Origin of the sequence: Bacillus sp. DU-106 (assembly GCF_004799705.1) — a bacterium.
Lineage (GTDB): Bacteria > Bacillota > Bacilli > Bacillales > Bacillaceae_G > Bacillus_A > Bacillus_A cereus.
On sequence record NZ_CP026607.1, the window covers coordinates 2,383,811 to 2,398,925 of the forward strand.

The following is a 15,115-nucleotide window of genomic DNA, read 5'->3' on the forward strand; positions in this document are numbered from 1 at the left end:
TTCACTTTAATGAACCTTCCTCTTTGTTTTTATTCTCTTTTTGAAGAGTATTCCAGTACTCTAAAATTTCTGATGTAACGAGAGCGGCAATGTTTTTTTCGGAATTACTGCCAGGAATAACGACAGAAATAGCAATTTGTGGATCTTCAGTAGGAGCATATGCAATGAAAAGAGAATGATTTATCATTCTTTCTTGCTCATTTGGAAAACCTGTAATACCTGTTTTACCTGCGACGTCAAAGGGCAACTTTTTAATTTCCTCTATATTTTGACTCATTCCACCTTGCACGACACGCCAAAAGTTCATCGGGTAACGATTTGAACTTTCTAAAATGGTTTTAAACTTTTTGGTTTCCTTACCATCTTGACCAATAATCGCACTTACGATTTGAGGTTTATATTTATCACCTTTACTTGCCAATGTTGCTGCATATTGAGCGAGTTGAAGAGGAGTATGCACTTCATTTCCTCCCCAAGAGGCATTTAATAAAGCAGAAATCCCATTTTCAAATTTATTAGATGGATGGAATTCATATTGTCCGTCTTCTTCAAAGGGCAAATCAATCCCGGTTTTAGAACGTAGGCCGAATTGCATTAAATAATCTGTCCATATATGTGCCACTTTTTCTATATTTCCATTATTTTGGTTGAATAAGGGCAGAGCTACTTTTGCTGTCATAAATGTGTTAGATGAATTAATGATAGCCTGCCTCGGTGTAATCTCACCTGTTGGTGTTCCAGGTGCATTCGTAATGTTATTTTGATTATCATACTGAAAAGTACCTTTATCTAAATAAGTATCTTCGGGTTGAAAAAGTTTTTCGTTTAATCCAATTAAAATAGTAAGTGGTTTTATAGTAGAAGCCATATTTACATAAGATTCACCATACTTTAATTTTTGAATCGCTTTATTTTGCGAAAGAGATTTAATATTTTCTTTTCTAGAAGATACATGTGTATTTAATATATTTGGATCAAAAACTGTCGAGTTGACCATAGTTAAAATCGCGCCAGTTTTTGCATCGCTCACTACAGCATAACCAGCTTTAGCATCAGGTGTTTTCTTAATTTGCGATCTTAATGCTTCTTCTGCCTTTTGCTGCAACTCAGAGTCTAAAGCTAGCCGTACATCTTTTCCTTTTTGTACTTTTTGAATGTTCCATAAGAACTTTTTATTATTCAATTTAAAAATAAGAGTTTTACCTGGTTTTCCTTTTAAATCATTTTCATATTGCAGCTCAATCCCGCTTTTTCCAACAGCCATATGCTTTGAATTAAGGTCATTTTCTACATACCCAATTACTTGTGAACCAATTTCGTGTTTAGGATAATATCGAATCCATTCATCTTTAATTATTACATTATTGGGTTTGTTTTTGTTTATGAATGCAAGTTCATTCTCAGTTATATCAGAGTATAACGGTATATCATTCATAGTCTGCTTTTTACAAGATTGTTGTAATTGAGATTTTATGTTCTCTGTAGAAATATCATGTTGAAACTCGCTTGAAAATTGATTAAAAAAAGCTAATGTGCTTGATGTATCTTGTTTCGATAGCTTTTCATCATTAGAAGTGCAATATAGAGACTTAACTTTCTTATTTGTAGCTAGTATTGCACCATTTTGATCAAAAATCTTTCCTCTTTCAGCTGAAGAAGTTGCGATAGTAATTGAAATGAAGTTGATTTTTAATAAAATTAGTAAAATCAAACCTACAATAGAAAGAACCGCAAATAATCTCCATCTTTTTGTATGTAACATATAACCCTCCCTTATGTAGCCTACTTCATCTTATATTTAATTATTTTTTTTGTAAATGTGGAACAACTGTATTGTTTAGGTTGTCTATTAAGTATTACAGCATGAAGAAAGGAATAATTAGCATGAAAAATTACTAGCACGTCTATATGTAAGTTTAATAAGAGTCATTATACAGTTTAGCACTTCTAATGCAAGTGGCAAAAAATAGAGAGTAAACAAGAAGGGAGAGTTATTAATTCCATAGTTAAACGAAAAGGAATGGATGCTTACAAGGATTAAGCAAAAAAATGAGGCGATATTTATAACCGATTATCGGTATCTAATATATAAGGAATGCTTTTAGTATTTGTAGCAATTCCTGAAAGGATTAAATGGAGGATTTATGAAAGAACAAAAAGGCAAGAAGCAGAAGACATATATATCTATTCGATTAAATATAATGTTCCTTTGTATATTTGTACTATTCTCAGCTATTATTATGCAGCTAGGAAAGGTACAAATCGTTGAGGGAGAGGCTTATAAGAACCAAGTGGAAAGTAGTCAAAATGCAATAACTAGTATTCCAGTTCCACGTGGACAAATTTTAGATCGAGAAGGGAAAACAGTTGTTAATAATAAATCTCTTCGCACAATTACGTATACAAGGGTGAAGGGAATTACGAGTGAAGATATTTTAAAAACAGCAAAAGACTTGGCGAAAGTACTTGAAATGCCTGAACAAGATATAAATAAATTAACAGATATCGATAAAAAAGATTTTTGGATGCAGTTGAATTTGAAACGTGCGGAGACAAAGATTACTAAGAAAGATATAGAAAAGTTTAAAGAAAAGGGTATAGAGGGAAAAGAGTTAGATAAAAAAATAGAAGACTTAAGACGAGGTCGTGTTACAGAGGTAGAATTAGCAGAATTAACAGCACAAGATTTAAAGGTGTTAGCTATTAAAAGTAAAATGAGTTCAGGTTATCAACTAACACCACAAATTATTAAAAAAGATGTAACAGATGAAGAGTATGCGCGGATAAGTGAAAACCTTGCGAATTTTCCAGGAGTAGATGCAACTGTTGATTGGGAACGTAATTATGTAAATGGTAATTTATTTCGTTCTGTATTAGGAAATATTACGAGTAGTGAAGAAGGATTACCGAAAGAAAATTTAGATTCTTATTTAGTACGTGGATATAACCGTAATGATCGTGTTGGAAAAAGTTATATTGAACAACGATATGAAGATGTATTACACGGCACAAAAGAAGAAGTGAAAAATATTACTGATAAATCAGGAAACATTGTTAGCACAGAAATAATCTCTAAAGGAAAAAGTGGTAATAGTTTAACATTAACGATTGATATGGAATTACAAAAGAAAGTGGAAGAAAGTATAGAGAAAAACTTGAGAGCTTTTAAGAGTTCAGAGCCACTGCTCGATCGAGCTTTTGTTGTCATGACGAATCCAAATAACGGACAAATTTTATCAATGGCAGGCAAAAAGATTGTAGAAAAAGAAGGAAGAATAGAGGTTGAGGATTTGGCATTAGGTAACATGACAACTTCGTATGAGCTAGGGTCAGCTGTAAAAGGTGCTACTTTATTAACTGGATATGAGACAGGGGCAATACATCCAGGAGATCAATTTTATGACGCGCCGATGAAATTTAAAGGTACACAAGCTAAGAAATCGTGGAATGTATCCGGATTTGGTAATATTAATGATTTACGGGCTTTACAAGTATCTTCGAATGTATACATGTTCCAAACAGCTTTAAAAATTGCGGGAGTTAATTACGTACCAAATGGCTCATTGGATATTAAACAAGGAGCATTTGATACGATGCGCTATTATTTCAAGCAATTTGGTTTAGGTGTCCCAACAGGTATTGATTTACCGAATGAAATAATTGGACAAACGAGAAAAGTAGATAGTCAACCTGGTTTTTTACTAGATTTTTCTATCGGTCAGTATGATACGTATACGCCGTTGCAATTAGCGCAATATATTTCAACGATTGCGAATGGTGGTTATAGAATGCAACCTCAAATTGTACAAGAAATACGAGAACAATCAATAAAAGAAGAGGTTGGCAAAGTTATACGTTCCATAGAGCCTGTCGTATTAAATCGAATTGATATGAAGAAAGAACATATTGATCGGATAAAAGAAGGGTTTAGATGGGTATTCCAAGAAGGTGATGGAACTGGCGTGAAATATTTCAAAAACGCGCCATATAAACCAGCAGGAAAGACAGGAACAGCCCAAACTGTATATGGTGGAGATGACCCGATTGGTAGAAATGCAAAAGGAGAACGTATGGAATGCTACAACTTAACGTTAGTTGGATATGCTCCATATGATAATCCAGAAGTAGCATTTTCCGTAGTAGTTCCATGGCTTCATGATGATAAAAATGGAATTAATTCTATAATTGGAAAGGAAGTATTAGATGTATACTTTGATTTAAAACAGCAACGTATACATGGTGAAGCTACTAGTACAGGTAGTTCTAAGCAAAATTAAGATACTTTTCTCAGGGAAGAGAACCTGTTTGTATAAAGCCATTTATAAGAAAAAATGAAATGTGAAATAAGAGATAGCGGCGATCATAGCTACTATCTCTTATTTTGTTAATAACTCTCATACTAGCTATAAAATTTTTTTCAGTTTATGGAACAAATTTGGTTCGGTGATTGTCTATTATGTGTACGTATAAAAAGGTACTAAAAATTTGGAAGGAATGATGATTTTGAAAAATAAGAGGATGCTAAAAATAGGAATATGCGTTGGTATATTAGGTTTAAGTATTACAAGCCTAGAAGCTTTTACAGGAGGGGCACTGCAAGTTGAAGCGAAAGAAAAGACTGGACAAGTGAAACATAAAAATCAGGCGACGCATAAAGAGTTCTCTCAACTTGAGAAAAAATTTGATGCTCGATTAGGTGTATATGCGATTGATACTGGTACAAATCAAACAATCTCTTATCGATCTAACGAAAGATTTGCCTTCGCATCAACCTACAAGGCTTTAGCAGCAGGAGTATTACTACAGCAAAACTCAATTGATTCATTAAATGAAGTAATCACATATACGAAAGAAGACTTAGTGGATTATTCACCTGTTACAGAGAAACATGTAGATACTGGAATGAAACTAGGAGAAATTGCTGAGGCAGCTGTTCGTTCAAGTGATAATACTGCAGGGAACATTTTATTTAATAAAATAGGAGGACCTAAAGGATATGAAAAAGCGCTTAGGCATATGGGGGATCGGATTACTATGTCTGATCGCTTTGAAACAGAATTAAACGAAGCTATTCCAGGAGACATTCGTGACACTAGTACAGCGAAAGCTATTGCTACGAATCTTAAAGCTTTTACGGTCGGAAATGCACTTCCTGCTGAAAAACGTAAAATTCTTACAGAGTGGATGAAAGGAAATGCTACAGGAGACAAACTTATTCGTGCAGGCGTACCAACTGACTGGGTAGTTGGAGATAAATCAGGTGCTGGCAGTTACGGGACAAGAAATGATATTGCTATCGTTTGGCCTCCAAATAGAGCACCAATTATCATCGCAATTTTATCTAGTAAAGATGAGAAAGAGGCAACTTATGATAATCAACTCATTGCAGAGGCAACTAAAGTTATAGTTAAGGCTCTTAGGTAATAGTATTTTAGTTTTCGCATTTTTAACATGAAAGTATTAAAAGTATAAAGTTAGAAAACGACTCTTTTCGTGTGATAAGAGTCGTTTTTGTATTCTTATTATTAAAAAGGTAAAAGTAAAAATATAACGAATATATATGACATATCTCATATGAAATTTCATGTACTGTATTATTTTATTAATTTAAATAAATTTCAAGAAAGTATAATATAATTCAGTTAGCATATAGAAGTGTTTGATGAGAATGTAAAGGAGAAAATATGAAAAAGAAGATTAATAGAATTGTAATGATTATTTGTATATTAGTAGGTTTTACAATCTTTTTATATTTACAGAACAATTTAATAAGTATAACTGAGATTAAAATAACCTCTAGTAAAATACCATCCTCTTTTAAAGGGTATAAAATTCTACAAATTTCAGACTTACACAATAAAAAATTTGGCGATAATCAAGATGTGTTAATTCAAAAAATGAAAAGTATAGACCCAGATATTATTGCAATTACGGGTGATTTAATTGACAGTAAATCATACGATGCAGAAGTTAGTATGCAATTAATACGAGAAATGGTAAAGAAGTATCCTGTATATTTTGTGACAGGAAACCATGAACAATGGTCTGGAAAGTATAACAGTTTAGAAAAAGAGTTGAAGAAATATGGTGTCAATGTTTTAAGGAATGAACATGTAGGCATTCGAAAGGGTGAGCAAGAGATAAACTTGCTAGGTATTGATGATCCAGAGTTTGGTACTGGAAACCGTGATGAAGGAAATATTATAATAGATGAAATTAAAAAAGCAAAAATTGAAATGCAGCCAGATAGATATAATGTATTATTATCCCACAGGCCTGAATTTATAAAGGAATATACGAATGAGCGGTTGGATTTGGTTTTATCGGGACATGCTCATGGAGGGCAAGTTAGATTGCCATTTATCGGAGGATTAGTTGCGCCAAATCAAGGTGTTTTACCTAAATATACAGCGGGTTTATATGTAGAACAAAATACATCAATGGTAGTGAGTAGAGGATTAGGAAATAGTATCATTCCGCAAAGGATTTTGAATAGGCCAGAAATTGTAGTCGTGCAGCTAAATTAAGCTGTACGATTTTTTTTATACAAAAATGAGTAAAGGGGCTTTCTGTATTTTGCAGGAGTAAACATTACAATTTTGTTAAAAATTTTCTACGTTACATAAAGTAACAAAATTTGACCCTCAGTGTTTGTTATAGTGTAAATAATCAAAAAACTTAAAATTTGTCGAGTGAAAATTGTGATAAGTAATTCATATAAAAAACTTAAAGGGGTGTACACATGCATAAAGAATATGAAATTGAAGAATACACGGCGATTGAGGAACAAATCCATTATTATTGTAAATGTTTATTAGTAAGTCATCCTGATCAAATAATAAAGTATTTAGAAAAAAGGTTAGAAAAATATGCAGAAACATTACAATATGCACATTTATATCCTGACACAGTTATTTTACCGTTACAGCAATTAGTTATCGAATATTCTTTAGACGTTGCTAGAATTCGGAAGTATATGAATTTAAAAACGTAAAGTGAAATTTATAGTTTAAATGAAACAGAGTCGACTTTAGGAAATGAAATTCTAATGTCGACTCTGTTTCATTGTTTAATATCGGTGATTGAACATACATACTAATCAACGAAGTTTGACATATAATTAAGCAAGAGTAAAATAAAAGTGAGTACTCACTCATTTTTATTGGAAAAGGAGGATGAAACGTGCAACAACCTTCAATTATTTTACAGACTGTATCAAAAAGTTTTGGAAAAAAAGAAGTGTTACACAATCTTTCATTGCAAGTTGAAAAAGCAGAGATTTTTGGTTTTGTTGGACCTTCTGGATCGGGGAAAACAACGCTCATTAAAATGATTGCAGGTATTAATGAGGCAACGAAAGGTGAAGTGCTTGTTAATAATACTAATATGCCTAATTTAAATGAGATGAAACGAATTGGTTATATGGCCCAGGCGGATGCATTATACGAAGAATTATCAGCATATGAAAATGCAGATTTTATAGCAACGATGTATGGACTAAAGGGAAAACGTAAAAAGACAAGAATTGCAGAGGTTTTTGAACTTGTACAATTGTCACAGTATATGAAAAAGCAAGTACAACAATTTTCAGGTGGAATGAAAAAACGCTTATCATTAGCAATAGCGCTCCTTCACGAACCAGAAATATTAATTTTAGATGAGCCTACAGTGGGGATAGATCCGCTTCTTAGAAAAACGATTTGGGAAAAATTTTATGATCTTAAAAAGAAAGGCACAACGATTATTGTAACGACGCACATTATGGATGAAGCTGAATTTTGTGAGCGTCTAGGGTTAATTAGAGAAGGGAAACTAGTTGCGGTTGGAACAACTGAAGAATTGAAAAAACGCGTGTCATCTGGACGGATTGAAGATGTCTTTTTGCTAGAAGAGGTGGTGCCATCATGAGAGTTACTGGTGTAATCATACGTATTATTCGTCAATTTTTTCGAGATAAGCGTTCGTTAGCAATGATGTTTGGAGCACCGATGTTATTACTTTGGCTTTTGTCACTAGTGTTTACACAGAAAGACTATATACCGCAAATTGCTGTTGTTGATATGCCCGCTCAAATAGTAAAAGTGATGAAAAATCAAGAAGCGTCAATTTATGAATACAGTAAAGAAAAGGCGATTTTTGAGTTGGAAAAACAAAAGGTAGATGCAGTATTTCGAATAGAGAATGGAAAAATGAAACTTCTGTTGGAAGGTAGTGATTCGTCAAAAAATCGTGCTGTACTTCAAGTATTGCAAAAAAGCACAGAGAAGAATGATGTATCGATTATGAAACCTGAAGTAAATTATTTACATGGCTCTAAAGACTTTACGATGTTTGATGGGCTTGGTCCTGTATTAATTGGTTTCTTTACATTTTTCTTTGTATTTATATTATCAGGTGTATCTTTCGTAAGAGAACGTTTAAGTGGTACGCTAGAAAGGTTATTATCCACCCCAGTAAGAAGATGGGAAATAGTCGCAGGTTATATTATTGGTTTTGGAATCTTTGCCTTTATACAATCCATTATTATCGTAAGTTTTTCCGTTTATATTTTAGATTTATACGTAGCTGGCTCCATATGGCTAACGTTACTTATTACATGTATGCTCTCTTTGACTGCACTAACATTAGGTACGTTTTTATCGGCATACGCAAATAATGAGTTTCAAATGATTCAATTTATACCGCTTGTTATTGTGCCACAAATCTTCTTTTCTGGATTGTTTCCAATGGAATCTATGAATAAGTGGCTACAAATGTTAGGGAAAGTATTTCCACTCACATACGGCGCTGACGCAATGAGACAAGTGATGATTCGGAATCAAGGGTTTACAGAGGTTGTATTAGATCTTACTGTATTATTACTTTTTTCACTATTATTTGCAGTAGGAAATGTATTTGCTTTAAAGAAACATCGCAAAATATAATAATGAAAAAAAGGAGCTTTATAAATGCAGAAGGATTGGCTGGAGGAATTAATAGCTGCAACTAATACGGATAAACGAAATGAACGTCAAATGCGAATATTAGAGGCGGCTGTTGATATGTTTGGAGAAAAAGGATACGCTTCAACTTCAACAAGTGAAATTGCAAAGCGTGCTGGTGTAGCGGAAGGAACCATCTTCCGCTACTATAAAACAAAAAAAGATTTATTACTAGCGGTCGTAATGCCAACTTTAACTAAGTTCGCTGCACCATTTTTCGTACAAACCTTTGCAAAAGAAATATTTAAATCGGATTATGAATCATACGAAGGACTTTTAAGGGTTGTAATTCATAATAGGTTTAAATTTGCTCAAAAACACTTTCCTATGATAAAAATATTAATTCAAGAGGTGCCATTCCAACCAGAACTGAAAAATGAAATACAGCAATTAGTAGAAACAGAACTGTTTTCACATTTCAAAAAGTTGATTGTGAAATTTCAAGAAGAAGGGGAAATTATTGAGATACCACCATCTTCCGTACTACGTCTTACTTTATCAGCTGTATTAGGTTTATTATTAACACGATTTTTATTATTGCCTGAAGAAAAATGGAATGATGAAGCGGAAATTGAAAATACGATTCAATTTATATTGTATGGATTAACTCCACGATTTTAATCGTTGAAGTGTGAATTACATACATTACTTTTAAGTAAAAATAAATCGCCTTTAAAAAGGCGATTTATTTTCATTATATATTTTTGATAAATAAGTACTTGTTTACTAAAAACATTCTAAATCAGCGTGTTTCTTTGTCTCTTCTTCTAAGACCTAATAATCCTGCTAGTCCTAATAAACCAAGCCAAGCCCAATTATTATTTTTATCACGATTATCATTTAAATCATTTGTTGTATTTACATTTCGAGTTCTTACATCATTATTAACTCTGTCTAAGTTATTGTCATTTACTCGAGTTGAAATATCAGTGTTATTAACTCTATTCATATTATTTCCATCGTATTCAGCTTGCGTAGATGTACCTAAAAACATAATAGATAGTGCTAAAACACTTAAGATAGATGATAATTTCTTTTTCATAACAATCCCTCCTTTCTTAATCATTAATTTCTCCGAAGCATGTGTGTATTATTCATTTCACAATATCTAAACCCTCATTAATAGGGCGCACATTTATAGAAAATAGAGTTGAATGATTGTTAATATATCATTGGATATATATTTCTCATAAAAATAACTGAATCAAACTTTGCTTAAAATGTTAATCTTAGTACAATTTATATTATACGGGCTAGCAATAAGGAGGTAATAAGATGCGACAATTTGCAAAACCTACAATCGTCGTAAGTAAGTGTTTAGAATTTGATGCTTGTCGTTATAATGGAGAGATGATTCCAGATGTAACAATACGAAATTTGCAGCCATTTGTTACATTTATACCTGTTTGTCCAGAAGTGGAGATTGGATTGGGGACTCCTCGTGAAACGATACGAATTGTAGAAGAAAATGGTGAGAATAGACTTATGCAACCGTCGACACGAGAAGATGTAACTGAAAAAATGGAGCAGTTTTCAAATGACTTTTTACAAACGATACCAGATGTGGATGGTTTTATTTTAAAGAATCGTTCACCAAGTTGTGGTACGCGTGATGTGAAAATTTATTCTGGTTTTGAAAAAGCGCCAGCAAAGGGAAAAGGAGCTGGCTTATTCGGCGGAGCAGTAGTAAAAAATTTTTCGCATCTTCCTATTGAAGAGGAAGGTAGATTGTCGAATTTTATTATTAGAGAGCATTTCTTTACAAGGTTATTTACAATCGCATATTACAAAATGATTAAACACAATAAAAATATGAAAGAACTTGTATCGTTTCAGTCGGACAATAAATATTTATTTATGGCATATAATCAGGTGAAACAAAAGGAATTAGGTCGTATAATTGCAAATCAAAAAAATGAAAAGATTGAAGTGGTATTTGAAAACTATGAGAAGACTTTATATGAATTATTTATGCGTGCGCCCCGTTATACATCGAATGTAAATGTATGCGAGCACATTTTTGGATATTTTAAAACAAAGTTAAAAAAACAAGAAAAAGATCATTTTATAGAACTGTTACAAAAGTATGCAGAAAAGAAAATACCACTTAGTAGTTTACTTACAATATTAAAATCATGGGCTATTCGATTTGATGAAAAGTATTTATTAAGACAAACGTATTTCGAACCATACCCTGAAGCATTAGTAGAAATTTCTGATTCGGGAAAAGGTAGAGATTATTAAACAATAAATTACATAATTCGACACAAAATCTCCTATGTTGTTGTAGAACAATGTAGGAATTTTTTTGTGCATTAGTACAGAATCTGTTTTAAAATTAAGTTATGACAGAATTGTAGCAATTGTCTAACTAATATTCTTGTCTTTTAAGTTGTTATGTTTGTAGTAGAAACTCGCACGCTGTCGAAACTCAATATTCGATAAGGGGTGTGTAGCGGAATGGAATTTACTCTAACTCGCGAAAAACAAATGATTAAAGAAATGGTACGTGACTTTGCTGAAAAGGAAATCGCACCGAAAGCTGTATATTATGACAAAACTGCAGAGTTTCCATATGAAACATTTCAAAAAATGGGCGAACTAGGATTATTAGGCATCCCATTCCCAGAAGAATATGGAGGTTCAGGTGGCGATACGGTATCGTATGCGTTAGCAGTTGAAGAAATTGGTCGCGCTTGTGGTGGCACCGGTTTAAGCTATGCTGCAACAATTTCATTAGGTGCTTCTCCAATTTATTATTTCGGTACAGAAGAACAAAAACAAAAGTATTTAGTTCCGATGGCGTCAGGTAAAACATTAGGTGCCTTCGGATTAACGGAGCCGAATGCTGGATCAGATGCAGGTGGTACTCAAACGAAAGCGGTATTAGATGGTGATGAGTATGTAATCAGTGGTGAGAAGTGTTGGATTACAAACGCAGAGTATGCAAATACAATTATTGTAACCGCTGTCAACGGTATTGAAGAGAATGGTAGAAAACGTATTTCTGCATTTATCGTGCCTACTACGAGTGAAGGATTAACGATTTCAAGTCCTTACGATAAGATGGGTGTTCGCGCTTCTAATACTTGTGAAATCGTACTTGATGGCGTTCGTGTACCGAAAGAAAATATTCTTGGTGATGTAAATAAAGGTTTTAAACAATTTTTATATACACTTGATGGAGGGCGTATTTCAATCGCAGCATTGGCAGTTGGTATTGCGCAATCAGCCTTTGAACGTGCATTACAATATGCGAAAGAACGTCAACAATTTGGAAAGTCAATCTCTAATTTCCAAGCGATTCAATTTAAATTAGCTGATATGGCGACTGAAGTAGAGCTAGCACGCAATTTAGTACATAAAGCAGCTTGGTTAAAAGATAACGATAAACCTTTCGGCAAAGAAGCGGCAATGGCAAAACTATTTGCATCGGAAGCAGCAAGCCGTATTGCGAATCAAGCAGTACAGATTCATGGTGGATATGGTTATATGCGTGAATATGAAGTTGAACGACATATTCGTGATGCGAAACTATTAGAAATTGGTGAAGGAACTTCTGAAATTCAACGTCTCGTAATTGCTAGACATTTAGGATGTAGATAAAAGGGAGGAATCACTATGTTTCAAAAAATATTAATTGCGAATCGCGGGGAAATCGCTGTTCGTATTATGAAAACTTGTCAAAAACTTGGCATTCGCACTGTTGCTATTTATTCTGAAGCAGATGAAAATGCCCTTCATGTGAAAATGGCAAATGAAGCTTACTTAGTAGGTGGACCGCGTGTTCAAGAAAGCTATTTAAACCTTGAAAAAATTATTGAAATAGCTAAGAAGACAAATGCAGAAGCCATTCATCCGGGTTATGGTTTATTATCAGAGAATCCGTCTTTTCCGGTTCGCTGCAAAGAAGAAGGAATCGTATTTATCGGTCCTTCAGAAGAAATCATTACGAAGATGGGAAGTAAAATTGAATCACGTATCGCAATGCAAGCAGCAGATGTCCCAGTAGTCCCAGGTATTACTACAAATATTGAAACTGCTGAAGAAGCAATTGAAATTGCAAAACAAATTGGTTATCCATTAATGCTTAAGGCATCCGCAGGCGGCGGAGGCATTGGTATGCAGTTGATGGAAACTGAGCAAACGCTCACCAAAGCGTTTGAAAGTAATAAAACAAGAGCGCAAAACTTCTTCGGTAACGGGGAAATGTATTTAGAGCGATATATAGCAGATGCGCATCATATTGAAATTCAGCTTTTAGCAGATACACATGGTAACACAGTGTATTTATGGGAGCGTGAATGTTCGGTACAGCGCCGAAATCAAAAAGTAATCGAAGAAGCACCTTCACCATTTTTAGATGAAGGTACACGAAAGGCGATGGGAGAAGTTGCTGTACAAGCTGCCAAAGCACTTGGCTATACAAATGCAGGTACAGTTGAGTTTCTTGTAGATAATCAGAAAAATTTCTATTTCTTAGAAATGAATACGAGATTACAAGTAGAGCATCCAGTGACAGAAGAAATTACGGGATTAGACCTTGTAGAACAGCAACTCCTTATCGCAAGTGGAGAGAAACTATCATTTACTCAGGATGATGTAAAACGTAGTGGTCATGCCATTGAAGCTCGTATTTATGCAGAGGATCCGAAAACATTCTTCCCGTCACCTGGGAAAATTACAGATTTAACATTACCGTCAAATGTACGAATTGATCACTTCTTAGAAAATCATGTAACGATTACACCTTTCTATGATCCAATGATTGCGAAAGTCATTGCACATGGCGAGACTCGTGAAGAAGCAATTTCAAAATTACATGATGCTCTAGAAGAATTAAAAGTAGAAGGTATTAAAACGAACACGCCAATGCTAATGCAAGTTTTGGAAGACGAAGTGTTCAAAGCGGGTATTTATACAACGGGTTTTGTAACGAAACAACTCGTTAAAAAATAAGATCTAACAATATTAAGGGGGAAAAAATGATGACGAAAGTATACGCATCGATGGCAGGAAACGTTTGGAAGATTGTTGTAGGAGTAGGAGATACAGTAGAGGAAGAGCAGGATGTCGTCATTTTAGAATCTATGAAAATGGAAATTCCAATCATTTCAGAAGAAGCCGGCACAGTTATGAAAATTAATGTGCAAGAAGGCGATTTTGTAAATGAAGGAGATGTATTATTAGAAATTGAATAGGGAGATATAGGGGGAAGCGAATTGAAACTACCTAATTTTGCTGTCATTAAAGAAGTAGGACCACGTGATGGTTTACAAAATGAAAAAAAGATTGTTGGCACAAAAGATAAAGTAAAATGGATTCAACTACTTACAGAAGCAGGATTGTCGTATGTTGAAGTTTCCTCATTCGTTCACCCAAAATGGGTCCCAGCATTAGCGGATGCAAATGATGTGTTTTCTGAGCTGAAAAGGGATCCAAATGTTACATATGCTGCGCTTGTTCCGAACCAAAATGGTTTGGAACGAGCTTTTTTGCAAAATGTAGATGAGGTGAATGTTTTTTTATCAGCAAGTGAATCTCATAATAAAAGTAATATTAATAAATCGATTAAAGAAGCGTTAGTTGTAATCGAAGATATAACAAAACAGGCATTATTCGAAGGGAAAAAGGTAAGAGGCTATGTTTCTACTGTATTTGGATGTCCTTATGAAGGCGATATAAGTGTCACAGCAGTTGACGAATTATGTAATCAACTATTTTCATACGGCATTTATGAAGTTTCTCTTGGGGATACAATCGGTGTAGCGAATCCATTACAAGTAGAACAAGTATTAGAACATCTATTAAAGAAGTATGATGCTTCGCAGTTTGCCATGCATTTTCATAATACGTATGGAATGGCTCTAGCAAATGTAGTTAAATCATTAGAATACGGTATTACAACATTTGATAGTTCTTGTGGTGGACTCGGGGGCTGTCCTTATGCACCAGGAGCATCAGGTAATGTTGCTACTGATGACCTAGTACATATGCTCCATAAATTAGGAGTTCAAACGAATATAGACGAAGAAAAGTTATTGCGAGCTAGTCAATTTATTCAAAGTAAGCTAAATATCCAATTACCGAGTCATGTGTATAGAGCGCTTCAACATAAAACGATAAGTAGGTGA

14 protein-coding genes are annotated in these 15,115 nt (G+C 33.9%); 12 read left to right on the forward strand and 2 right to left on the reverse strand.

Translation table 11 applies throughout. The features are described 5' to 3' along the window. Position 1: 1 nt before the first annotated feature. Positions 2–1,762 (reverse strand): peptidoglycan D,D-transpeptidase FtsI family protein, encoded by a 1,761-nt coding sequence (locus tag C3Y97_RS12175; RefSeq protein WP_000903357.1) that lies wholly within the window; start codon positions 1,760–1,762, stop codon positions 2–4. 382 nt (positions 1,763–2,144) lie between these two features. Between C3Y97_RS12175 and C3Y97_RS12180 the strand changes: the two genes are divergently transcribed. From C3Y97_RS12180 to C3Y97_RS12210, 7 genes are all read left to right on the forward strand, one after another. Beyond that, complete coding sequence (locus C3Y97_RS12180; RefSeq protein ID WP_000662985.1) at positions 2,145–4,277, forward strand: peptidoglycan D,D-transpeptidase FtsI family protein; 2,133 nt, start codon at positions 2,145–2,147, stop codon at positions 4,275–4,277. Between the two features lie 220 nt (positions 4,278–4,497). Beyond that, positions 4,498–5,424: a class A beta-lactamase Bla1 gene (gene bla / locus C3Y97_RS12185; RefSeq protein ID WP_002164538.1), complete on the forward strand. Its 927-nt coding sequence runs from the start codon at positions 4,498–4,500 to the stop codon at positions 5,422–5,424. A 260-nt stretch (positions 5,425–5,684) separates the two neighbouring features. Continuing rightward, entirely contained in the window at positions 5,685–6,527 is an 843-nt protein-coding gene (locus C3Y97_RS12190; protein ID WP_000727181.1) for a metallophosphoesterase, read from the forward strand. A gap of 215 nt (positions 6,528–6,742) precedes the next feature. Beyond that, complete coding sequence (locus C3Y97_RS12195) at positions 6,743–6,994, forward strand: hypothetical protein (RefSeq protein WP_000548621.1); 252 nt, start codon at positions 6,743–6,745, stop codon at positions 6,992–6,994. 188 nt (positions 6,995–7,182) lie between these two features. Beyond that, entirely contained in the window at positions 7,183–7,908 is a 726-nt protein-coding gene (locus tag C3Y97_RS12200; RefSeq protein WP_001187059.1) for an ABC transporter ATP-binding protein, read from the forward strand. Then, positions 7,905–8,924: an ABC transporter permease gene (locus C3Y97_RS12205; RefSeq protein ID WP_001266722.1), complete on the forward strand. Its 1,020-nt coding sequence runs from the start codon at positions 7,905–7,907 to the stop codon at positions 8,922–8,924. Before C3Y97_RS12200 ends, C3Y97_RS12205 begins: the two co-directional genes overlap by 4 nt. 24 nt (positions 8,925–8,948) lie before the next feature. Further along, on the forward strand, positions 8,949–9,602 hold the full coding sequence (locus C3Y97_RS12210) for a TetR/AcrR family transcriptional regulator (protein WP_001168184.1): 654 nt from the start codon (positions 8,949–8,951) through the stop codon (positions 9,600–9,602). Between the two features lie 121 nt (positions 9,603–9,723). Here the strand turns inward: C3Y97_RS12210 and C3Y97_RS12215 are convergent, their stop codons facing one another. Beyond that, complete coding sequence (locus tag C3Y97_RS12215; protein ID WP_000728157.1) at positions 9,724–10,023, reverse strand: WGxxGxxG family protein; 300 nt, start codon at positions 10,021–10,023, stop codon at positions 9,724–9,726. Positions 10,024–10,256: 233 nt separating this feature from the next. On the opposite strand from C3Y97_RS12215, the gene C3Y97_RS12220 reads away from it, so the two are divergent. The 5 genes from C3Y97_RS12220 (at position 10,257) to mvaB (ending at position 15,115) form a co-directional block, all read left to right on the forward strand. Next, positions 10,257–11,225, forward strand: a complete 969-nt coding sequence (locus C3Y97_RS12220) for a YbgA family protein (protein WP_001248632.1) — start codon at positions 10,257–10,259, stop codon at positions 11,223–11,225. Positions 11,226–11,441: 216 nt separating this feature from the next. Beyond that, positions 11,442–12,587, forward strand: a complete 1,146-nt coding sequence (locus tag C3Y97_RS12225; protein WP_000397279.1) for an acyl-CoA dehydrogenase — start codon at positions 11,442–11,444, stop codon at positions 12,585–12,587. A 15-nt stretch (positions 12,588–12,602) separates the two neighbouring features. Continuing rightward, positions 12,603–13,940, forward strand: coding sequence for an acetyl-CoA carboxylase biotin carboxylase subunit (locus C3Y97_RS12230; RefSeq protein WP_000486750.1), 1,338 nt, complete (start codon positions 12,603–12,605; stop codon positions 13,938–13,940). Positions 13,941–13,966: 26 nt separating this feature from the next. Beyond that, positions 13,967–14,182, forward strand: coding sequence for an acetyl-CoA carboxylase biotin carboxyl carrier protein subunit (locus C3Y97_RS12235; RefSeq protein WP_001987345.1), 216 nt, complete (start codon positions 13,967–13,969; stop codon positions 14,180–14,182). A gap of 21 nt (positions 14,183–14,203) precedes the next feature. Next, positions 14,204–15,115, forward strand: coding sequence for a hydroxymethylglutaryl-CoA lyase (gene mvaB / locus C3Y97_RS12240; RefSeq protein WP_000775436.1), 912 nt, complete (start codon positions 14,204–14,206; stop codon positions 15,113–15,115).